This is a genomic window from Streptomyces hoynatensis (assembly GCF_003626535.1).
Lineage (GTDB): Bacteria > Actinomycetota > Actinomycetes > Streptomycetales > Streptomycetaceae > Streptomyces > Streptomyces hoynatensis.
The window spans coordinates 150866-172185 of sequence record NZ_RBAL01000012.1; the positions used below are offsets into that span (position 1 = coordinate 150866).

The 21320-nt window shown below is 74.6% G+C and carries 14 protein-coding genes and 1 pseudogene; 8 read left to right on the forward strand and 7 right to left on the reverse strand.

Annotated elements, in window-relative coordinates; translation table 11 throughout:
• Positions 1 to 70 precede the first annotated feature (70 nt).
• The 4 genes from D7294_RS20585 (at position 71) to galE (ending at position 5319) form a co-directional block, all read left to right on the forward strand.
• Positions 71 to 1444 (forward strand): ABC transporter substrate-binding protein, encoded by a 1374-nt coding sequence (locus D7294_RS20585; RefSeq protein WP_120681906.1) that lies wholly within the window; start codon positions 71 to 73, stop codon positions 1442 to 1444.
• A 31-nt stretch (positions 1445 to 1475) separates the two neighbouring features.
• The gene (locus D7294_RS20590; protein WP_120681908.1) at positions 1476 to 2774 is read left to right on the forward strand and encodes a carbohydrate ABC transporter permease; all 1299 of its coding nucleotides are present in this window, start codon (positions 1476 to 1478) and stop codon (positions 2772 to 2774) included.
• Complete coding sequence (locus tag D7294_RS20595; RefSeq protein WP_120681910.1) at positions 2771 to 3697, forward strand: carbohydrate ABC transporter permease; 927 nt, start codon at positions 2771 to 2773, stop codon at positions 3695 to 3697. Before D7294_RS20590 ends, D7294_RS20595 begins: the two co-directional genes overlap by 4 nt.
• A gap of 653 nt (positions 3698 to 4350) precedes the next feature.
• Entirely contained in the window at positions 4351 to 5319 is a 969-nt protein-coding gene (galE, locus tag D7294_RS20600; RefSeq protein ID WP_120681912.1) for a UDP-glucose 4-epimerase GalE, read from the forward strand.
• Here the strand turns inward: galE and D7294_RS20605 are convergent.
• The 3 genes from D7294_RS20605 to D7294_RS20620 all read right to left on the reverse strand — a co-directional run bounded on the left by D7294_RS20605 (position 5282) and on the right by D7294_RS20620 (position 8548).
• The gene (locus D7294_RS20605) at positions 5282 to 5821 is read right to left on the reverse strand and encodes a CGNR zinc finger domain-containing protein (protein WP_120681914.1); all 540 of its coding nucleotides are present in this window, start codon (positions 5819 to 5821) and stop codon (positions 5282 to 5284) included. The two genes, galE and D7294_RS20605, sit on opposite strands and share 38 nt — an antisense overlap.
• 225 nt (positions 5822 to 6046) lie before the next feature.
• A complete protein-coding gene (locus D7294_RS20615; protein WP_120681918.1) occupies positions 6047 to 7459 on the reverse strand; it encodes a sulfatase-like hydrolase/transferase in 1413 nt (470 codons plus the stop codon).
• Between the two features lie 69 nt (positions 7460 to 7528).
• Positions 7529 to 8548 carry a LacI family DNA-binding transcriptional regulator gene (locus tag D7294_RS20620; RefSeq protein ID WP_120681920.1) on the reverse strand — a complete coding sequence of 340 codons (1020 nt, stop codon included), beginning with the start codon at positions 8546 to 8548 and terminating at the stop codon, positions 7529 to 7531.
• Between the two features lie 278 nt (positions 8549 to 8826).
• Here D7294_RS20620 and D7294_RS20625 point away from each other — a divergent pair, with 278 nt between their 5' ends.
• From D7294_RS20625 to D7294_RS20640, 4 genes are all read left to right on the forward strand, one after another.
• Positions 8827 to 10416, forward strand: coding sequence for an ABC transporter substrate-binding protein (locus tag D7294_RS20625; protein WP_120681922.1), 1590 nt, complete (start codon positions 8827 to 8829; stop codon positions 10414 to 10416).
• Between the two features lie 2 nt (positions 10417 to 10418).
• Positions 10419 to 11366 (forward strand): ABC transporter permease, encoded by a 948-nt coding sequence (locus D7294_RS20630; protein ID WP_120681924.1) that lies wholly within the window; start codon positions 10419 to 10421, stop codon positions 11364 to 11366.
• Positions 11363 to 12346, forward strand: coding sequence for an ABC transporter permease (locus D7294_RS20635; RefSeq protein WP_120681926.1), 984 nt, complete (start codon positions 11363 to 11365; stop codon positions 12344 to 12346). Before D7294_RS20630 ends, D7294_RS20635 begins: the two co-directional genes overlap by 4 nt.
• A gap of 92 nt (positions 12347 to 12438) precedes the next feature.
• Positions 12439 to 14847, forward strand: coding sequence for a dipeptide ABC transporter ATP-binding protein (locus D7294_RS20640; protein ID WP_120681928.1), 2409 nt, complete (start codon positions 12439 to 12441; stop codon positions 14845 to 14847).
• Positions 14848 to 14865: 18 nt separating this feature from the next.
• On the opposite strand, the gene D7294_RS20645 is transcribed toward D7294_RS20640, so the two are convergent.
• The 4 genes and pseudogenes from D7294_RS20645 to D7294_RS20660 form a co-directional block, all read right to left on the reverse strand.
• Entirely contained in the window at positions 14866 to 16008 is a 1143-nt protein-coding gene (locus tag D7294_RS20645) for a glycosyltransferase (protein WP_120681930.1), read from the reverse strand.
• A 26-nt stretch (positions 16009 to 16034) separates the two neighbouring features.
• A complete protein-coding gene (locus D7294_RS20650) occupies positions 16035 to 18803 on the reverse strand; it encodes a bifunctional glycosyltransferase/CDP-glycerol:glycerophosphate glycerophosphotransferase (protein WP_241562512.1) in 2769 nt (922 codons plus the stop codon).
• A 250-nt stretch (positions 18804 to 19053) separates the two neighbouring features.
• Positions 19054 to 20226, reverse strand: coding sequence for a hypothetical protein (locus tag D7294_RS20655; RefSeq protein ID WP_120681934.1), 1173 nt, complete (start codon positions 20224 to 20226; stop codon positions 19054 to 19056).
• 275 nt (positions 20227 to 20501) lie between these two features.
• Positions 20502 to 21233: pseudogene (locus D7294_RS20660) on the reverse strand (polyprenol monophosphomannose synthase); the annotation flags it as partial.
• Positions 21234 to 21320 lie beyond the last annotated feature (87 nt).

The following is a 21320-nucleotide window of genomic DNA, read 5'->3' on the forward strand; positions in this document are numbered from 1 at the left end:
AGGACGTGCGGCGTGGCAGGCCCTGAGCGGGGTCGGGGCACTGCCGCACCAGACGGATGAGGCGGTGCTCATGCGCGGTTCGGGCCGGGATTCCCGGCGGAGAGCCTTCCGTGCGGCGGCGGCGGTGACGGTCACGGCCGCGCTGACGTTGACGGCATGCGGTGGCGACGAGGACACCGGAGGGCAGAGGTCGGGCGAGGTCACGGTGGAGCTGCCGGACCTGTCGGGCCAGCACCTTGAGGTGGCCGCGGTGTGGACCGGCGCCGAGCAGGAGAACTTCCTGCGGGTCCTCGACGAGTTCGAGGCCAGGACCGGCGCCACCACGAGCTACGTGCCCAGCGGCGACAACGTCTCGCAGTTCGTCGGCACGAAGATCGCGGGTGGCTCGCCACCCGACGTCGTGATGGTGCCGCAGCCCGGCGTGCTCAGGGAGTTCGCCGAGAACGGCTGGATAGCCCCGGTCGGCGACCTGGTGCAGGAGCAGCTCGACCGGAACTACACGCAGGGCTGGCAGGATCTGGGCGCCGCGGACGGCGTCCAGTACGGCGTCTACGTGAAGGCGGCGAACAAGTCGCTGATCTGGTACAGCACCGCGGCCTTCGACTACGCCGGGGTGCAGCCGCCCGAGACCTGGGACGACTTCGTCGACACGGCCTGGACGCTGTGGGAGTCGGGGACCACCCCGATGTCGGTGGGCGGCGCCGACGGCTGGACCCTCACCGACTGGTTCGAGAACATCTACCTCTCCGAGTCGGGCGGCGAGATGTACGACCGGCTCGCCGCGCACGAGATCCCGTGGACCGACCAGAGCGTCACGGACGCGCTGACCACGCTCGGCCAGCTCTTCGGCGAGGACCGGCTGATGGAGGGCGGGGCGGACGGCGCCCTGCAGACCCTCTTCCCCGACTCGGTCACCCAGACCTTCCTCGACCTGGACTCCCCCGACGCGGCCATGGTGTTCGAGGCCGACTTCGTCGGGGCGAACATCACGGACAGCACCGACGCGGTGATCGGCGAGGACGCGCAGGTGTTCCCGTTCCCCAGCGTGGACGGCGGCCCGCTGCCCGTGGTGAGCGCGGGTGACGCGGCGGTGGCGATCGCCCCGGACGGCGAGGCCAGCGAGGCGCAGGAGGCGCTGCTCGCCTTCCTCGCCTCCTCGGACGCGGCGGAGATCTGGGCCGAGCCGGGCGGGTTCATCTCGCCCAACAAGTCGATGAACATGGACGCCTACCCCAACGACGTGCAGCGCGGCATCGCCGAGGCACTGATCGAGGCGGGTGACGACTTCCGCTTCGACCTCTCGGACCAGACCCCGGCCGCCTTCGGCGGCACGACGGGCCAGGGCATGTGGCAGGGGCTGCAGAACTTCCTGCGCAACCCCGAGGACATCCAGGGGGCCCAGGAATACCTGGAGTCCCAGGCGGCCGACGCCTACGGCGACTGACGGACACACGACGGACGGAGACTGACTTCCCATGGAATCCGGCAAGGCGGTGATCAGAGCCCGCCCCTGGGCCGTCGCGTGCTTCTTGCTGCCCGCGCTCGTGCTGCTCGGCGCTCTGGTCATCTACCCGATCGGGTACTCGATCCAGCGCAGCCTTTTCGACGCCTCAGGCGACACGTTCGTCGGGCTCGACAACTTCCAGGAGATCTTCTCCAACGACTCGATCAGGCACGCGCTGCGCAACAACCTCATCTGGATCGTCGTCGCCCCGACGGTCGCCACCGGCCTCGGCCTGATCTTCGCGGTCCTCACCGAGCGCATCCGCTGGGCGACGGCGTTCAAGCTGGTCGTCTTCATGCCGATGGCCATCTCGATGCTGGCCGCCGGGATCATCTTCCGGCTGGTCTACGAGCAGGACCCGGACCGGGGCGTGGCCAACGCGATGCTGACGACGGTGCACGACACCTTCTCCGGCACGTCCACCTGGCCCGACGCCCAGCCGCGGCCCGACGGCCCGCTGACCGTGCAGGACGACGGCTCCTACCTGCTGGAGCAGCCCGTGACGGCGGGCACCCCGGTGCTGCTGCCGCTGGTGGCGGTTCCGCAGCCCGAACTGTCCGACGCGGAGCCGGCCGCCACGGCCGCCACCGACCCCGGCCAGGTGACGGGCACCGTGTGGATGGACTTCACCCGCGGCGGGGCCGGCGCCGAGGGCGTCATCGACCCGGAGGAGAAGGCGCTGTCCGGCATCACCGTGGAGGCGGTGCGGGACGGCGAGGTGGTCGCCGCGGCCAAGACCGGCGACGACGGCACCTTCTCGCTGCCCGCCGAGGCCGACGGCGCCCAACTGCGGCTGGCCTCGGACAGCTTCACGGCGCCCTACAACGGCGCCGAGTGGCTGGGCCCCGACCTCATCACCCCGGCGATCATCGGCGCCTACGTGTGGATGTGGTCCGGCTTCGCGATGGTGCTGATCGCCGCGGGCCTCGCCAGCGTCCCCCGGGAGACGCTGGAGGCCGCGCGCGTGGACGGCGCGAACGAGTGGCAGGTCTTCCGGCGCATCACCGTCCCGCTGCTCGGGCCGGTGCTCGGCGTGGTCCTCGTGACCCTGATGATCAACGTGCTGAAGATCTTCGACCTCGTCTACATCATCGCCCCGAGTTCGAGTCAGGCGGACGCGAACGTGCTGGCGCTCCAGCTGTACCTGTCGTCCTTCGGCACGGGGGCCGACCAGGGCGTGGGCAGCGCGATCGCGGTGCTCCTGCTGCTGCTCGTGGTGCCGGTGATGATCGTTAACCTGAGAAGGCTGCGACGGGAGAACAAGCGGTGACCGCGACTCTCATAACCGCCCAGGCACCCGACCCGTCGGCGGCCGGGCCCGCCCCCAAGACCGGCCCACGGCCGCGCTCCCTCGCCTCCCGGCTGGCCTCGCTCGCCGCGGGCGGAGCCGTCCGGGTGGTGCTGGTGGTCCTGGCCGTGCTGTGGCTGCTGCCGACGGCGGGCCTGCTGGTCTCCTCCTTCAGGAGCCCGCGGGACATCGCCTCCACCGGCTGGTGGGAGGCGCTGACCGACCCGGGCCAGTGGACGGGCGCCAACTACGACGCGCTGCTTGGCGACGACACGTTCACCAGCTCCATCTGGACCACGGTGGCGATCACCGTGCCCTCCACGGTGCTGGTGGTCGTGCTCGGCGCGGCGGCCGCCTACGCCTTCGCCTGGCTGGAGTTCCCCGGCAGGGACTACTGGTTCCTGCTGGTGGTGGCGCTGCTGGTGGTGCCGGTGCAGGTGGCGCTGATCCCGGTGGCCAAGCTGTTCAACGCGCTGGGGATCTTCGAGACCACCTTCGGCGTGATCCTCTTCCACTCGGCCTTCGGCCTGCCGTTCGCCGTCTTCCTGCTGCGCAACTTCTTCGCGGAGATCCCGCGGGAGCTGCTGGAGGCGGCGCGCCTGGACGGGGCCGGGGAACTGCGGCTGTTCACCCGGGTGGTGCTGCCGCTCGGCGGGCCGGCGATCGCGGCCCTGGCCATCTTCCAGTTCATGTGGGTCTGGAACGACATGCTGGTGGCGCTGATCTTCGCGGACTCCGGTTCCCCGCCGATGACCGTGGCCCTCCAGCAGCAGATGCGGCAGTTCGGGAGCAACTTCGACGTGCTGGCGCCCGGGGCGTTCCTCACGATGCTCATCCCGCTGGCGATCTTCTTCGCCTTCCAGCGGCAGTTCGTCTCCGGCGTCATGTCGGGAGCGGTGAAGTGACCGGGTCCCGGCCCTGAGGGCCGGGAACACCGGCGGCACGTAGGCCGATCGGAGGGAACGCAGCCGCGACACCTCCGGCGTCCACGCGACGGCACCACAGAAGAGCGATTGTCGGATGGTCCGTGTAATCCGATCTTTCGCTGCGGATGTGGTGCCGTGCTGCTTTTCCGCGATTCCCGTGATTCCCACGAGTCCCGTGATTCCCACGAGTCCCGCGTTCCCCCCGTCCCCGCTGTTCCCCCCGTTGCCGGCGTACCCGCTGTTCCCGGCGTTCCCGCGGTTTCTCACGTTCCCTTCGTGCCTCGCCTTTCCCGCGTGCCACGGGTGCCCGGGGTTCCGCCGGCGTCGCGCCTGCCGTGGGCGCCGCGGGTGTGGCGGGGCCGCGGGCCCCGGCGGGTGCAGCAGGCCCATGGGGCGCAGCGGGTTCGCCCGGCCCACCGGGGCGGCCCGGCACACCCGGTCCACCCGGCCTGCCCGGCGTGGCCGGCGGCACCGGCCCGTTCGGCCGCACCGGCCCGTTCGGCGCCCCCGGCCCAGGCGCCCGCCCCGGTTCCCGCCGGGCCGCCCGCCCGCGGCTCTGCACACGTGCCCCCCGGTTCCGGCACGGGCGCCGCCGCGCGCCCGGCCTCTCCCGACCCCCAGGAGCAGACCCCATGTCCTTTCTGATCACCGGCGGTGCCGGGTACATCGGCGCCCACGTCGTCCGCGCCCTGGCCCTGGCGGGCGAAGAGGTCGTGGCGTACGACGACCTGTCCACCGGCCAGGCCACCCGGCTGCCGGAGGGCGTCCCCTTCGTCCAGGGTTCCGTCCACGACCGCGGCCTGCTCGACCGGACGCTGGCCGAGCACGCCGTCACCACGGTCGTCCACCTCGCGGCCAGGAAGGAGGCCGCCGAGTCCGTCCGCCAGCCGCTGCGCTACTACCGGGAGAACCTCCACGGCCTGCAGGTCCTGCTCGAAGCCTGCCGCGGGGCCCGGGTCGAGCGGTTCGTCTTCTCCTCCTCGGCCGCCGTCTACGGCGCGCCCACCGCCGACCTGGTGATGGAGGACCACCCCTGCCTGCCCGTCAGCCCCTTCGGGGAGACCAAGCTGGCCGGCGAGTGGCTGGTGCGCGCCGCGGGCCGGGCGTACGGCATCGCCACCGCCTGCCTGCGCTGCTTCAACGTCGCGGGGGCGGCCCTGCCCGAACTCGCCGACAACGAGACGGCCGACCTGGTCCCGATGACCTTCGGGCACCTGGCGGCCGGCGAGCCGCCGCGGATCTTCGGCGAGGACTACCCGACCGGCGACGGGACCTGCGAGCGGGACTTCGTCCACGTGGAGGACGTGGCCGAGGCCCACCTGGCGGCCGCGCGGACCCTGGCCGAGCGGCCCATTCCCGAGCACCTGACCCTCAACATCGGCCGGGGCGAGGGGGTCTCCGTGCGCGCGTTGGTCCGCGCGATCGCGGAGATCACCGGCCACGGGCGGCTGACCCCGCTGGTCATGCCGCGCCGCCCCGGCGACCCGGCCCGGGTGGTGGCCTGCCCCGACCAGGCGGCCAAGCACCTGGCCTGGACGCCGGCCCGCGGCGTCGAGGAGATGATCACCTCGGCGTGGGCGGGCTGGCTGCGGAACGCCTGACCGCCCGGTGCCGCGCCACCGCGTCGTTGTTGGCGCAGCGCACCGAGCAGTAGGTGCGGCGGCCGTTGCGCGAAGTGTCCACATAGGCACGTCGGCAACGCGCGCAACGGCCCAGCCGATCGGCGCCCGAGAAGCAGATCACCGAGGCCAGGCCCGCGGCGGTGACGGCGCGGACGTGCGCGGCCGGGTCCGCGTCGGGGGCGCTGTAGTGCAGGTGCGGGGGCCGGCCGTCGTGCATGGAGATGCGCGGGCTGCTCGACGCCTCGGCGAGCAGTTCGTTGACGGCCGCGCAGCGCCGGGCGAGATCCTGCGGGCCGAAGCAGGAGCCGAGGCGCCGGCTCCACTCCCACAGCGCCCCGGACTGGGCGGGCGTGAGGCGGGTCCTGGTGATGTCCCTGGCGGCGAGCAGCGGTTCCAGTTCGGCGGGGGAGGGCGGGGCGGCGAGGTTGACGAGGTCGGCGGCGAGGCCGGCCGCCTCGCCCCCGTAATGGTTGAACTGCATAGACACATGACATCATGCTGGCGGCCATGCGCGCCTCCCCTCGCCCCGCAGCACCGGCCGCCCCCGCCCCCTTCCCCCAGGACGCGTGCCCCTTCTGCGGCAGGCCGGCCCCCGGCGGCGCGCGGCAGTGGTCGTTGCGCTCGTGGCACGCCACCTCGGGCGGCCGGCTGGAGTACTGCGTCAGCTCCGGGGGGTGCCTGGTGGTGCTCCTGGACGGCGAGTTGCTCAAGCACGTGGCGGGCGGCCCGCGCGCGGCTGGTGGCCGAAGCGGACGCCCGTGAGGTCGAAGCCGTGGACGGCCGCGTCCACCCGCCGCTGGTGGGGCACCCGCTCCGGGGCCCGCTCGATGGTGGCCGGGGGCTCGCCCGCCTCGGCGGCGCGGCGCAGCAGCCGCGCGCGCAGGTCCTCGGCCACCGCCCGGTGGGAGGCGAGCCCCGCGAGGTTGTCCAGCTCGTACGGGTCGTGCGCCAGGTCGTACAGGGCCGTCTCGACGTAGCGGGTGGCCGCCGCGTCGTCCCAGCCGTCGGCGTCCGGCGCGACGACGTGGTACTTCCACCGCGCGGTGCGCACCACCCGCCCGCACTCGGACTCGCTGACCTGGGCGTAGACCTCCTCCTGCCAGTCCGCCCCCGGGTCGGCGACGAGCGGCAGGAACGAGCGCCCCTGCATCTCCGCCGGCACCTCGACGCCCGCGGCCGCCAGCAGGGTGGGCGGCAGGTCGAGGGTGCTGATCGGCTGGTCGAGGACCCGCCCGGGGTGGAAGCCGGGGCCGCGGACGGCCAGCGGCACCCGCAGCGAGGCGTCGTGACAGGAGCGCTTGTACTCGGAGTTGCGGGTCTTGAAGTGGCTGCCGTGGTCCGAGGTGTAGGCCACGATCGTGTCGTCGAGCAGGTCCATGCTGCGCAGGGCGTCCAGCAGGCGCCCGAGCCCCTCGTCGACCCGCTTGATCTGGCCGAGGTAGCCGCCCATGTGCTGGTGCGGGGTGCCGCCCTGGCCGGAGAGCGCCGCCAGGTCGGGCGGCATCCAGCGGCCCTGGTAGCGCTCGGCGTAGCCCTCGGGCGCCGGGTAGCAGTCGAGTTCGTTCTGGTGGTGCGGCTCGATGAGGGAGAGGAAGAGGTAGAACGGCTCGGCGTGGTGGTCGGCGGCGAAGCGGACGGCGGCGTCGAAGAGCGCGTCGGAGCGGAAGCCTGGCAGCCGCACCGGATCGCCGGCCTCGTCGTACATGACCGTCAGGTACGCGTCCGAGGTGTGTTCGAGGCCGTTGGAGCCCAGCCAGTGCCGGTAGCCGCCGCGCTGCTCCGCCGGCACCGGCTCGCGGTCGGCGAGGTGCCACTTGCCGATGTAGCCCGTGGTGTACCCGGCGTCCGCGAAGTGGTGGGCGAGGGTGCGGGCGTCGCCCGGCAGCGGAATGCCGTTGCGGTACACGCCGGTTGCGGTGGGGTACCTGCCGGTCTGGAGGGCGGCGCGGGCGGGGGCGCACACGGGCTGCGGGGTGGTGGCCCGGCTGACGTGGACCCCGGCGCGGGCCAGCCGGTCGAAGTTCGGGGTCAGGCCGAGCGGGTTGCCCTGCACCCCGGTGGTGTCCCAGCGCTGCTGGTCGGTGAAGACGACGATGACGTTCGGGCGCCCTCGTGACATGCCGTGTCCTTGCCTTTCGAGCCTGTTGCGCGGATCTGAACTCTGCGGCCGGCCGGTGCGGTCGCCCGGTCAGGCGCTGCCGCGGGGGATGAACGACCAGGGCCGCACCAGCTCGCGGTCCTCCCGCTCGCCGTCCGCCGACAGGCGGTCGAGGAGCAGGCCGACCACGTCGGCGAAGTCCCGCTCCGGGGGCCCCACCGTGCTCAGCGCGGGCCTGGTGACCAGGCCCTCGCGGAGGTTGCCCGCGCCGATCACCGCCACGTCGTGCGGCACCGAGAACCCCCCGTCGCGCAGGGCCCAGATCGCGCTGACCGCGGCCCGGTCCGAGGCGCAGAACAGCGCGTCCGGCGGCTCGCGCAATTGCATGAGGCCGGTCACGGTCCAGTACGCCTGGCACCGGTCGTCCGCGCCCACCACCGTCAACTGCTCGTCGCGCGCCACCCCGTGGCGCTCCAGCGCGTCCAGGTAGGCAGCGAGCCGCTCCGTCGGCTCCGCGCCCGGCACCAGGTCGAAGGCGTGCCCGACGAAGGCCACGCGCCGGCGCCCCGAGGCGAAGAGGTGGTCGAGCGCCTCGGCGCACGCCTCCCGCTCCGGGATGCGCACGACGTCGAAGCCGCTGGGCTCGATGAGGTTGTCGAGCACCACCATGGACAGCCGGCTGTGCGCCAGCGTGGTCAGCCGCTCCCGGTCGAGGCAGCGGAACGGGTCGGAGACGATCGCCCCGTCGGCGATGCCCTGTTGCAGCAGGTCGAAGGCGCGGCGGGCGCGGGCCTCGGTGTCGACGAGCAGCGTGATGACCCCGTAGCCTGCCGCGTCCGCCCCGTCGTGCAGCTGCTGGGCGAGCACCGCGTTGGCCGGGACCCCGATGGAGCCCGCGATCAGGCACACCTGGTCGGTGCGCCCGCGGCGCAGTCCGCGCGCCGCGCCGTCGGGCACGTAGCCCAGCCGCCGGATCGCGGCCAGGACCCGTTCGCGGGTCTCGGGGGTGCACCGGCCGCTGCGGCCGTTGACCACGTGCGACACCGTCGCGACGGAGACCCCGGCGAGGCCGGCGACGTCCCGGACGGTGGGGCGCGCTCGCTTCTGCATGTTATTCGTTTAACGCAGGTTCATCGCCGGGGGCAAGGAGCGTGCGCGAAGTTCCCTCCGCGCCGCCCCGGCCATCCGTCCGCCCCCTGCCCGCTCTTCACGCCCTCTCACCAGGGCATGTCTCCCTCGGTCCGCGCCCGGCCCGGTCCTTCCGCCGCGAAGGCGGGAGCCCCATGGGTAAACGTTTTATCGCCGAGGTATTGCCCTGCGCGGTCCGGGAGTGCTTGGGTGACGCCTGCTCCCCCGGCGTCCAAGGAAGAGCAAGAGGGGACGGTCGCATGTCAGCCATACTCCATCCGCCCCACGGGCCCGGCGGCCTGTCACGCCGCGCCCTGCTCGGCGGCCTCGGCGGTCTCGGCGCCGCCGCCCTCGCGGGCTGCACCCCGGTGGCCCGCCAGGTCGGCTCCGGCGGCCACGGCCGCCAGGGCGGCAGCCTGGTCATGGCCCAGGCCGAGGAGCCCAACCTCCCGACCCTGCGCCAGCAGAACAACTCGAACACCTCCTGGTCCCGCCTGGTGTTCAACTCCCTCACCCAGTACGACCACAGGACCTACCGGCCCCGGCCCCAGCTGGCCACCGACTGGGAACTCACCGACGGCGGCCGGACGGTGGTGCTGCGGCTGCGCGAGGACGTGACCTTCCACTCGGGGCGGCCCTTCGGCCCACGCGACGTCGCCGAGAACATCGCCTACCAGGCCGACGAGGACGGGGCCCCGGGCCAGCTGCGCTCGGCCGCCGCCGCGGTCGCCGACCACTCCGTCACCGGCCGCAACGAGATCACGCTGCGCCTGGCCCACGGCATCACGAACTTCTTCGACCTGTGCGAGATCATGATGATCGTCGACCACGAGTCGATCGCCGAACTGGAGAGCGGCGAGGTCATCAACGGCACCGGCCCCTTCGCCTTCGCCGGGTACGACCCGGGCATCGCGATGCGCTTCACCCGCAACCCGCGCTACTGGCTCGCCGGCCGCCCCTACCTGGACGAGGTCGAGCTGCACATCGACTCGCAGCCGCAGGCAATCGTGGCCTCCCTGCGCAGCGGGCAGACCGACGTGGCCTACGCGCTCAACGGCCTCAGCCGGCTGACCGTCCGCGACGACGACCGCCTGCGGCTGATCGAGGTGGACACCCGCGACGCCGGCTACTACGTCGGCTGCAACGTCGAGCAGGAGCCGCTGGGCGACAAGCGGGTCAGGCAGGCCATCTCCTGGGCGGTGGACCGGCAGAAGGTCCTGGACATGGCGCTCCAGGGCATCGGCTCGGTCACCTCCGTGCCCTGGACGCCGGTCTCCCCCGCCTACTCCCGCGAGGCGGCCGGCCACTACCACCAGGACCTCGACCGCGCCCGCTCCCTGCTCGCCGAGGCCGGGGTGAGCGGCGCCAGGCTCGAACTGGCCATCAGCGGCAACGAGCCGGGCGGCGTCCGCTCGATCGCCGAGATCGTGCTCGACGGGCTGCGCGCCGTCGGCCTCGACGCCTCCATCACCCCGCTCCAGCCCGCCGAGTTCCAGCAGCGCCTGGGGACCGCGACCCTGCCCGGGCTGTGGATCAACGGGCACGGCTTCGGGCAGCTCAACCCGGCCACCATGCTGAACGGCGCCTACCCCTTCAACGCCGCGCGCAACGCCTCCAACTTCTCCGACCCCACGTACTTGCGGCTCGCCGAGCAGGTGTGGACGACCTCGGGCCAGGACGCGGCGCGCGCGGCCTACGCCGAGGTCACCGACTTCCTGCTGGACCAGCAGTTCGTCATCGACCTCGTCAGCAGCTCCGTCACCTACGCGACGACCAGGGCCCTGCACGGCTGCGCGTTCACCATGTTCAACTACCTCGTCCTGGACGAGGCGTTCCTCGGGGAGGGCTGAGGGTGCTCCGCTACCTGCTGCGCAGACTTCCCGTCACCGCGCTGGTGCTGCTGCTGGCCACCGTCCCGATCTTCGCGGTGCTCCGGATGGCGCCGGGCGACCCCGCCGCCACCCTCGCCGGGCCGGACGCCTCCCCGGAGGCGGTCGCGGCCATCCGCCACGACCTGGGCCTGGACCGTTCCCTGGCCCGGCAGTACCTCTCCTGGCTCGGCGGCGCCCTGCACGGGGACTTCTCCACCTCCTTCGTCAACGGCGCCGAGGTCTCCGGGCTGGTGGGCCGGGGCCTGGGCAACACCGGGACCCTCACCCTGTGCGCCCTGGTGCTCGCGGTGCTGCTCGCCTTCCCGCTCGGGGTGGCGACGGCCCTGGCCCGCACCGCCCGGCTGCGCACCGCGCTCTCCGCGCTGAACGTCGTGATGCTCGCGGTGCCCACCTACGTCACCGGCGTGCTGCTCACCATGGTCTTCTCCGGGGCGCTGCGGCTGCTGCCCCCCGGCGGCTACGTCCCGGTCCTGGACGACCCGGTGGAAGGCGCCCAGTTCCTCGTCCTGCCGAGCGTCTGCCTGGCCCTGCCCTCGGCGGCGGTGCTCGCCCGCTTCCTGGCCGCCTCGCTGCAGCGGGTGTTCCACGAGGAGCACTACTTCGCCTCGCGGATGCGCGGCCTCTCGCGGCGCCGGCTGATCCTGCGGCACGGGCTGCCCAACGCCGTGGGGCCGCTGGTCACCGTCCTCGGCATCCAGATCGGCCACCTCCTCGGCGGCGCGGTCATCGTGGAGGCCATCTTCGCCTGGCCCGGCCTGGGCGAGGCGATGGTCTCCTCGGCCAACGCCCGCGACTACCCCATGGTGCAGGCGATGCTGCTGCTCGCGGTGACCGTGTTCATCGTGCTCCAGCTGTTCAGCGACCTCGTCTACGCCCTCGTCGACCCCCGAGTTCGGGAGCAGCCATGAGCGAACCCACCGGTCACGGCGCCACGCCGCCCGAGACGGCGGGCGGGGCCGCGGCGGCCCCGGGCCCCGCCGGCGCCCCGGCCACCACCCCGCCGCGCGAGCCGCACGAACCACATGAGCCGCACGAACCGGGCGGGCGGCACGAGGTCGACGGGGCAGCCGAACGCGCCCCCTCCCGCGGCCCGTTGCGCGACCCCGTCGTGCTCGGCTCCCTCGGCGTGCTGGTGTTCCTCGCGCTGGCCGGCCTGATTCTCCCCTCGCTGCTGCCGCACGGGCCCAACGAGCTGGTGTCCGACCGGGCCCTGGACGGGCCCTCGTGGGGACACCCGCTCGGCACCGACGAGCTGGGCCGCGACCTGCTGGCCAGGGTGCTGGCCGGAATCCGGGTGAGCCTGCTGGTCATCGTGTCCTCGGTGCCGCTCGCGCTTGCCGCGGGCGGGCTGCTCGGCCTCTTCTCCTCGGCCAGCCGGTGGCTGGACACCCCGGTGCAGCGGCTCTTCGACGTGGTCCTCGCCTTTCCCTCGCTCATCCTCGGGCTGGCCTGCGCTGCGGTCCTCGGCAGCGGGCTGACCTCGGTGATCGTCACCGTCGCGGTGGCCGCCTCGCCGGTGACCGGCCGGGTGCTGCGGGACGCGGTGCGTTCGCAGGCCACGCGCGACTACGTGGTCTCCGCCCGGGTGCTCGGGGTGGGCACCTGGCGGCTCTACCTGCGGCACATCCTGCCCAACTGCTTCGACGTGGTGCTCGTCCAGGCCGCGCTCGCCTGCGCCACGGCCGTCTTCGTGGAGGGCGGCATGAGCTTCCTCGGCCTCGGCGTGCCCCCGCCCGGCGCCTCCCTGGGCAGCCTGCTGAGCACCAGCCTGAACGTGCTGACCTCCGCGCCGTTCTACGCGGCGGGGCCGCTGGTCGTGATCAGCGCCCTCGTGCTGTGTTTCACCCTGCTGTCCGACGCCCTCAACCGCACCATGGCCGCGCGCTGAGCGCCCCGCGCACCCCCGTCGGCGCGCTCGAAAGGCCCGCGCACCGCCCGCGCAGTGCCCTCGCAGTGCCCTCGCAGTGAAGGAGAAATCCCATGCCGGAGCCGGTGATCTCGATACGGGACCTGCGGGTCGGCTTCCGCGCGCCCGGGGGCTGGGTGCGTGCGGTGCGCGGGGTGAACCTCGACGTGCACCCCGGCCAGACCCTGGCCCTCGTCGGCGAGTCGGGCTCGGGCAAGTCGGTCACCGCCCTGTCGATGCTGGGCGAGGTCCGCGAGCCCGGGCGGCTGGAGTCCGGGACGGTCGCCTTTCACGGGCGGGACGTCTTCGCCATGGACCCGGCGGAACGCACCGCCCTGCGCGGCCGGAAGATCTCCATGGTCTTCCAGGACCCGATGACCTCGCTCGACCCGGTGATGAAGGTGGGGGCCCAGCTGGAGGAGGCGCTTCGGGCCAAGCGCCCCGGGCTCGGCAGGCGCGAGGTGCGCGAGCGGGCCCTGGAACTGATGCGGCTGGTGGGCATACCCGCGCCGGAACGGCGTTTCCACGACTACCCCTTCGCGTTCTCCGGCGGCATGCGGCAGCGGATGATGATCGCGCTGGCGATGTGCGCCGACCCCGAGGTGCTGGTCGCGGACGAGCCGACCACGGCGCTCGATGTCACCGTGCAGGCCCAGATCCTCCAGGTGTTCGCGCGGCTGAACCGGGAGTTCGGCACGGCGATCGTGCTCATCACCCACAACTTCGGCGTGGTGGCCGAGGTCTGCGACGCGGTCGCCGTGATGTACGCCGGGCGCATCGTGGAACGCGCCCGCGTCCCGGAGGTGTTCACCGCCGCGCGCCACCCCTACACCCGGGCCCTGATCGAGTCCGTGCCGCACCTGGGCACCCGCCCCGACCGCAGGCTGCCGGTCATCGAGGGCGCCCCGCCCGACCCGGCCCGGCCCTCCCCCGGCTGCGCCTTCGCCCCCCGCTGCCCGCGGGCGGACGCGGGGTGCCTGACCGAGGACCCGGCCCTGGAGCCGGTGGACCGGGCCGGGGAGCCGGTGGAACCGGCCCTGAAACCGGTGGACGGGGCAGGGGAGCCGGTGAACCGGGCGCCGGGGCCGGTGGACCGTTCCTGGCCCGGGCGGGACGCCGGTCCCGCGGGGCGGGCCGAGGTCGCCTGCCGGCACCCCGTTCCCGCGGGCGAGCCGCCGGCGGCGGCCGATCTTCCGCCGCGCGCCCCCCGGCCCGGGCGCGCGGCGGAGGCCGGCGACCTGCCGGCGTCCCTGGCCGGGCGCGGCCTGGTCAGGCACCACCGGGTGCGCGGCGGGCTGTTCGGCGGCCGGGGCCGCTCCGGGGTGGTGCGCGCGGTGGACGGCGTGGACCTGACGGTGGCGGCCGGCGAGACCCTGGGCGTCGTCGGCGAGAGCGGCTGCGGCAAGTCCTCCCTGGCCCGGCTCCTGGTCCGCGCCGACACCCCGACCGCGGGCGAGATCCACGCGGCGGGGCGGGAGGTGACCGGCCTGACGGGGCGGCGCCTGAAGGACTTCAGGTGCGCGGTCCAGATGATCTTCCAGGACCCCAGGGCCTCCCTCAACCCGCGCATGACCATCCGCGCCCTGCTGGAGGAGCCGCTGCGGCTGCACGGCCTCGAACCCGACCGGGCCGCCAGGCGCAAGCGCTGCGCCGAACTCCTGGAGGCCGTCGGGCTCTCCGCGGACGTCCTCGACCGCCGCCCCGGGCAGTTCTCCGGCGGCCAGTTGCAGCGGATCTGCATCGCCCGCGCCCTGGCCGTCTCCCCCGAGGTCCTGATCTGCGACGAGATCGTCTCCGCCCTCGACGTCTCGCTGCAGGCGCAGGTGATCAACCTCCTGGACGCGCTGCAGGCCGAGCGCTCCCTCGCCTACGTCTTCATCTCGCACGACGTCTCGCTGGTGCGGTACTTCGCCGACCGGGTCGCCGTCATGTACCTGGGCAAGGCGGTGGAGACCGGGCCCGCCCGCACCGTCCTGGACCGCCCGCTGCACCCCTACACGCGCAGCCTGGCCGCCTCGGTGCCCGAGCCCACGGCCGCGAGCCGCCGCGGCCCGCGCGCCCCCGCCCTCGCCGGCGACCTGCCCAGCCCCCTCGACCCCCCGTCCGGCTGCCGGTTCCACACCCGCTGCCCCCTCGGCCCGCTGCACCACGAGGGCCGCGAGCGCTGCCGCACCGAGGAGCCCGCAATGCGCGAGCTGCGCCCGGGGCAGCGCACGGCCTGCCACTTCGCGGAGGAGTTGCTCCCCCTCGGCCCGCCCACCGGGACCCCGGAGCAGGCGAAGGACCCGGGCACGGGCCCTGGCACCGGCCCGGGTCCTGGCACCGGCGCGCCCCCGGACACGGGCACCGGCACCCCCGCTGACACCGGCCCCGGCACCGCCGAGGGCACGGACTCCCGCGCGGGCACGGACTCCCGCACGGGCACGGACTCCCGCACGGGCGAGGACTCCGGCCGGGAGGGGAGCGGGGCGCAGGCCGGCTGAGGCGCGGCCCGGGGCCGTTCACCGGTCGATCTCGGCGAACAGCTCCTCCCAGCGGTCGAGCACGGCCGGGGTGGCCAGCGGCCTGACGTGCTCCCTGGCCGCCGCGCCGTAACGTTCCCGCAGGGCGCCGTCCGCCATCAGACGGGCCAGGGCCCGGCCGAGGGCCGCGGTGTCGTGCGGCGGCACCAGCGTGCCGGTCCGCCCGTCGGCGACCAGTTCGCGTACGCCGCCGGAGAGGTCGAAGCCGACCGCCGGCACCCCGGCCGCCGCGGCCTCGGCCAGGGCCATCGGCCGCCCCTCCCGCTCGCTGGTCAGCGCGAGGACCGAGAGCTCGCGGTAGGCGGCGGCCATGTCCCCGACCGCGCCGCGGAACCGCACCAGGTCGCCCAGCCCGCGCCGCGCGGCGTGGGCGCGCAGCTCCCCCTCCAGCGGGCCCTCGCCGAAGAGGTGCAGCTCCCAGCCCGGCAAGGGCCCGGTGTCCGCGAAGGCGTCGATCAGCCGGTCCAGCCGCTTGACGGCGTCCAGGCGGCCCACCGCGCCGATCCGCCCGGTGTCCAGCGGCGCGGCCGAACCCGCGGGGAACGGCAGCGGGTTGGGGATCACGCCCGCGTTGGGCAGCCGCTGCCTGCGGAACTCCTCGGCGTCCGGCTCGCTGAGGAACACCGCCTTCTCCAGCGCCGGGTAGTGCCGCAGGATCAGCCGCAGGTTCGCCGAGGAGCGGGCCTGCGCGTAGGACTCGTGGTACTGGCCGATGCCGCGCAGCCCCGGCGGCCAGGGCATGCCGCGCAGCCAGTCCGCGGCCCAGGGCGAGCCGATGATCAGGTAGCCCTCGGGCGCCTCGGCGAACAGCGCGGCCATCCGCCGCCGCGCCCGCTCCCGGTCGGCGCGCAGGGCCCGCCTGGCGCGGATCGCCCGCGGGTCGAGGCGCTCGGCGAAGGTGCGCGGACGCCAGGGCGGGCTCGCCGGCCGGGAGTAGAGGGTGGCGTGCCGGTAGGCGGGCTCGGCGTGGAAGCGGTGCGGCTGGGGGCTCGGCCTGATGCCGATCAGGCGGACCCGGTGGCCGCGTTCGGCAAAGCCCTGGGCGAGGGTGTGCAGCACCCGCTGCGAGCCGCCCATGGAGTCCACGTCGATGCCGGCCAGGAAGATGTTCCGGCCCCTCATGCGCTGCCCCTTCCCGGCCGCGTGCCTCAGCCGCAGTCCGCCGCGAAGAACGTGTCGACCACCGTCTTGCTCGCGTGTCCCGCCTCGTAGGCGGTGAACCTGTCCTGGAACTCCGTGTACTTCGCCGCGTACGCCCGCCGCACCTCGTCGAGGCCCCGGCCGCGCAGCACCTCCACCAGCTCCCCGGTGCGGGTCAGCATCGGGCCGGGCGCGATCTCCGCCAGGTCGTAGTAGGTGCCGCGCCCGCCGCCCCGGTAGCGCTCGTAGTCGTCCGTGTAGAGCAGGATCGGGCGGCCCAGGCAGGCGTAGTCGAACATCACCGAGGAGTAGTCCGTGAGCAGCGCGTCCGAGGCGAGCAGCAGGTCGTTGACGTCGACGAAGCCGTGGCTGCCGTCGCGCACCGCGTGCGCCAGCTCGGGGGGCGCGGCGAACCGCTCGTAGTAGTGGGGCCGCACCACGATGGTCCACTCCTCGCCGAGTTCCCCGGCCAGCCGCGGCAGGTCCACCCGGATCGACTCGCCGGAGCCGCGCGCCCCGTCGCGGAAGGTCGGCGCGTACAGCAGCATCCGCCGCCCCGGCGGGATCTGGAGCCTGGCGCGGGCGGCCCTGGCCCGGTCGCGCTGCGCCGGCTCGTCCCAGCGCACCAGCGCGTCGTTGCGCGGCAGTCCGCAGCGCAGCAGCTCGCCCTGGTAGCCGTTGGCCCGCACGAAGGTCCGCTCGAACTCCGGGCTCGGCGAGATCAGGGTGTCCCAGCGGCCGATCATCTCCCGCAGCTGCCGCCGCCGTTCCGGGGGCCCGTACTTGATCTCGGGGAGGTCGAAGCCCATGTGCTTGATCGCCTGCCCGTGCCAGGTCTGGAGGTAGCGGGTGCCGGGCGGCTTGTCGTACGCGGCGGGGAAGCCGTGCGAGTCCACCCAGTAGCGCGCCCTGGCCAGGGCCCGCACGTACGCCCAGCTGCCGCGCCGCACCACCGGCACGCCGGGCGGGAAGGAGGAGCGGTCGCCCGAGCCGACCCACACCGCGCGCAACGGCAGCCCGCGGCGGACCAGTTCCTCGTGGATGTAGCGGGGGCTGTCGGCGTAGCCGCGGCCTTCGAGCGCCTCGAAGACCACCAGGTCACGCTCGGCAGGCAGGCGGCGCAGCTCGTGGTACGTGAGCGCCTTCAGCCGCGGGCCGGTCAGCCGGCGGCGCACCCGCCGGGCGCGCGCCTGCAACGGGGACAGGGCGGGCGCCAGGTCCTCGGCCAGGGCCAGCGGCCCGGTGCGGGCCCAGGCCACCTGGAGGCGCCCGGCGCCGCGTTGCTCGGCGCCCACCGTCAGCCGGTGCAGCGGCAGGTGGAGGCGCCACTCCGGGAGGTCGGCCGGGGCGAGCAGCGGGTCGGTGCGGCGCAGGCCGAGCCGCCGCAGCACGACGACCGGGTGGCGGCGGCCCGTGAAGCCCTTGAGGCCGAGCGGCACCCGTTCCAGATCGAGCGTGGCGGGGGCGGCGGCCGGCTCGCCGGGGCCGGCCGAGGGCGTGAACGGCACCTTCAGCGGGGAGCCCCCGGCCGCGAGCCACAGCTCGCCGGTGACGTGCTCGTCGAGCAGCCCGGCCGGGTCCCAGGTGCGGACGCCGAGGCGCAGGGTCCGGCCGGTCACGTCGAGGGACACCAGCTCGTGGCGCAGCGGGCCGGTGAGGAAGGTCTGCTCGTCCAGGCGCCAGCCGGTGATGTCGAGGGCCTCTTCCGGCTCGCCCGCGCCCCAGTAGACCCGCCCGCCCGACCTGGTGACCTGCCGGGGGGCCAGCCGGGGGCGGCCGATGGTCCTGGCACAGTCCGCGGCCTCGGCCAGGCGCCCGGCGCACAGCAGGTGCTGGCACACGCGCTGCTCCCGGGGCAGCCGCTCCCAGGAGGCGGGCGGCAGTTCGGCGAGGTAGGGGCCGACCACGGCGGCGAACTCGGCGACCCAGGACGCCTCCCGGAAGGGCAGGTCGCCGAGGTAGAGGCGCAGGTCGTGGCTGAGGAACTTGGCGTCCTTGGCGGGGCGCAGGTCCTCGTTGCCGCTCTCGGCGAGGAAGGCGTCGACCATCCGGGCCACGGCGATCCGGTCGCGGACGTTGTGCACGAGGTGCCGGCTGGAGGAGATGGACGGCTGCTCCTCCTCGCTCCGCTGGGCGAGGTGCCAGGTGTACACCGGCCAGGGCACGACGGCGAAGCTGCGGGCGTGGACGAAGGCCCGGGCGGAGAACAGCTGGTCCTCGTAGTGGACGCCCTCGGGGAACCGCAGGTCGTGACGGGCGATGAAGTCGGCCCGGTACAGCTTGTTCGTGGACAGGTGGTCGGTGAAGTACTCGGGGGCGGCCCTGATGCCCGGCACGAGCCGGGGCTCGGCGAACAGCTCCGGGTACCACAGGCGCTGGGCCCCGTTGCCGTCGACGTGCCTGACCACCTCGCCCGTGACGAAGTCGGCGCCGGTCCGCTCCGCGGTCAGCAGCAGTGACTTGCAGGCGTGGTAGGGGAGTTCGTCGTCGCTGTCGAGGAACATCAGGTACGGCGCGCGGGCCGCCTCGATGCCGGCGTTGCGCGGGGCGCTGCAGCCGCCGCTGTTGCGCGGCAGGCGCAGGGTCCTCACCCGGGGGTCGGCGGCGGCGAGCCGGGCGGCCACCCGCGGGGTGGCGTCGGTGGAGCAGTCGTCGGCGATGATCACCTCGACCGCGCGCAGGCTCTGGCCGAGCACCGAGTCGACGGCCCTCGGCAGGCGTTCGGCATCGTTGTAGACGATCACGACGACCGACACATCCGGCTTGCCCGCACTCACGCGCTCGCTCGTCCTCCCGCTCGTCCGGGGCGGCGCCGGGAGGCCGGACGGCCTGAACGGCCCCGGCCGGTCCCGCGACCCCCACCAAGGTCAATACGGTCATGACACCATAAGACCGATAAAGCCGCCAGGCACGGACACCCGGGAGGAGGGGACGCGGGAGGGAGGCAACGCCGGGCCGGGCGGCCGGGGAAAGCCGGGGCCGCCGGACGGGCCCGGCGGTGCGGAGGGGCGGCCGCGGGGCCGGCGGTCAGGGCGGTCCCGGGCCCAGGAGCGTGAAGGCGCCGTAGGCGCCCGAGGCCGCGGCCGCCGCGGCGAGCACCAGGGCGCGACGCGGGCGGGGCAGCCGGGCCAGGGCGAGGGCGGCGGGCAGCAGCAGGCCGAAGGCGGGCATCATCAGCCGGGGCCGCGAGCCGAAGTAGCCCGAGCCGGCCAGGGAGGTCGCCACCATCACGGCGGTGTACGCGAGCAGCGGCCACGGCTGGCGCTGCCGCACGCCGAGCCACAGCAGCCAGGCCACCAGCGCGAGGGCGGCGACGAGGCCGAGGCCGCCCAGGGCACTCGCCGGGCCCCCGGTGAGGTTCCGCCAGACGAAGCCGAGCAGCGCCACGCCGCCGTCGAAGCCGTTGCCCCAGCCCGCCTGCACCTCGAAATACCCCAGCGGGCTGCCCTCGTGCAGCCCGACCCAGGCCACGTAGCCCAGCCAGCCGAGCGGCGCGAGGCCCGCGCCCAGCAGCGCGCGCCACGGGGGCGCGCGGCGCTCGCGCCACAGCGCCGGCCCGTGCGCGTTCCCCACCGCCACCCAGACGGCGGCGACCACCGCCGCGCCCGAGGGGCGGGTCAGCCCGGCCGCGGCGGCCAGGGCGCCCGCCGCGACCCACCGGCCGGTCAGGGCCGCGTACAGCGCCCAGGCGGCCAGCGCGGTGAACAGCGCCTCGGTGTACGCCATCGACTGCACGAACGCCGTCGGGTACGCCCCCCACAGCGCCACCAGCGTGAACGCCACCGCGCGGCGCCCGGTCACCAGCATCGCCACGGCGTGGATGCCCCAGGCGGCGAGCAGCGAGGCCGTCCACCCGATCAGCAGGCCCGCGTCGTGCACGCTCAGCGGGGTGACGGCGGCCACGGCCCGCTCCAGGGCCGGGAACAGCGGGAAGAAGGCGAGGTCGGCGTGCACGTCCCCGTTGGGGAGTGCGATCCGGTAGCCGTAGCCGTCCTCGGCGATCCGCGCGTACCACACCGAGTCCCAGCGCTGCGCGAGCACCCGGTGCGGGGACCGGCCGGCGCCCGCCGCCCAGACGGCGAGGACGAGCAGCCCGAGGGCGCGCACCCCGGCGTAGGCGAGCAACGCGGGCCCGGCCGCGCGCAGGGCGGCGCGTGAGACAGGGGCGGGCGCCGCCGTCTGCTCCCGAAGGGCCGTCACCTGGCGCCGGTCCGCCCCCGGGCCCGCTCCCGGCCCGCCTCCCGCCCCGGGCCCGGCACGGGCTCCGGCGCCGCCTGTGCCTCCGCCTTCACCTCCGCGGCGGCAGTGCCACCGCCGGAAACCTCGCCGACCGCCCCGGCCGTTCGGCCGGCGCCCCCGGCCGTTCGGCCGATCACCCCGGTCGCCGGTCCGGCGGCAGGCCCGCCCGCCCCGGCCGAAGCTCCGGACGCGGCCCCACCCGATGCCCCACCCGATGCCCCGGCCGCCGCCCGGCGGCCGGTCAGGTCGGCGAGCAGCAGGCGCCAGGGCAGCAGCGCCGCCTCGACCTGGACCCCCGCCGACATCTTCGAGGCGCCCGCCCGCCGTTCCTCGAAGCGGATGGGCACCTCGACGGCCGGGTGGCCGGCCCGCACCGCGGCGTGCTTCAGCTCCACCTGGAAGCTGTAGCCGTTGCTGCGGACCCGCTCCAGGCGCAGCGCGCGCACCACGTCCGCCCGCCACAGCACGAAGCCGGCGGTGGCGTCCCGCAGCCCGGTGCGCAACACCGCGCCCACATAGCGGTTGGCCCAGCGGGAGAGCAGCCGCCGGTGCAGGGCCCACTCGCCCGCCAGCCGCCCGCCGGGCACGTACCTGCTGCCGACGACGAACCCGGCGCCGGTCACCAGCGCCGTGCCGAGCAGCCGGGGCACATGGGCCGCGCCGTGGCTGCCGTCCGCGTCCATCTGGAGCACGAACTCGGCGCCCTCGGCGACCGCCCTGGTCATGCCGGCCACGTACGCCCGGCCGAGCCCCTCCTTCTCCGCGCGGTGCAGCACCCCCACCCGGCCCGGGTGCTGTCCGGCCAGCTCCTCGGCGATCTCGCCCGTGCCGTCGGGGCTGTTGTCGTCCACCACGAGCAGCCGCAGCCCCGGCAGCGGCAGGCCGAGCAGCTCGGCGGCCAGCCCCGGCAGGCCCTCGGCCTCGTTGTACGTGGGCATCACCACGGTCAGCGCGGCGTCCCCGCACATCTCGGCCGCCCTGGCGGGAGACCACCGCCGCGGCGCGGCTCCCGCCATCGCTGCCCTCCCTGCCCATGGATGCCCTCGCCCCGCGCC

Excerpts from the sequence above, each read along its gene's own strand:
- D7294_RS20585 (WP_120681906.1), top strand. The coding sequence starts at position 71 with ATGCGCGGTTCGGGCCGGGATTCCCGGCGGAGAGCCTTCCGTGCGGCG.
- D7294_RS20590 (WP_120681908.1), top strand. The coding sequence starts at position 1,476 with ATGGAATCCGGCAAGGCGGTGATCAGAGCCCGCCCCTGGGCCGTCGCG.
- galE (WP_120681912.1), top strand. The coding sequence starts at position 4,351 with ATGTCCTTTCTGATCACCGGCGGTGCCGGGTACATCGGCGCCCACGTC.
- D7294_RS20605 (WP_120681914.1), bottom strand. The coding sequence starts at position 5,821 with ATGCAGTTCAACCATTACGGGGGCGAGGCGGCCGGCCTCGCCGCCGAC.
- D7294_RS20615 (WP_120681918.1), bottom strand. The coding sequence starts at position 7,459 with ATGTCACGAGGGCGCCCGAACGTCATCGTCGTCTTCACCGACCAGCAG.
- D7294_RS20620 (WP_120681920.1), bottom strand. The coding sequence starts at position 8,548 with ATGCAGAAGCGAGCGCGCCCCACCGTCCGGGACGTCGCCGGCCTCGCC.
- D7294_RS20625 (WP_120681922.1), top strand. The coding sequence starts at position 8,827 with ATGTCAGCCATACTCCATCCGCCCCACGGGCCCGGCGGCCTGTCACGC.
- D7294_RS20635 (WP_120681926.1), top strand. The coding sequence starts at position 11,363 with ATGAGCGAACCCACCGGTCACGGCGCCACGCCGCCCGAGACGGCGGGC.
- D7294_RS20640 (WP_120681928.1), top strand. The coding sequence starts at position 12,439 with ATGCCGGAGCCGGTGATCTCGATACGGGACCTGCGGGTCGGCTTCCGC.
- D7294_RS20645 (WP_120681930.1), bottom strand. The coding sequence starts at position 16,008 with ATGAGGGGCCGGAACATCTTCCTGGCCGGCATCGACGTGGACTCCATG.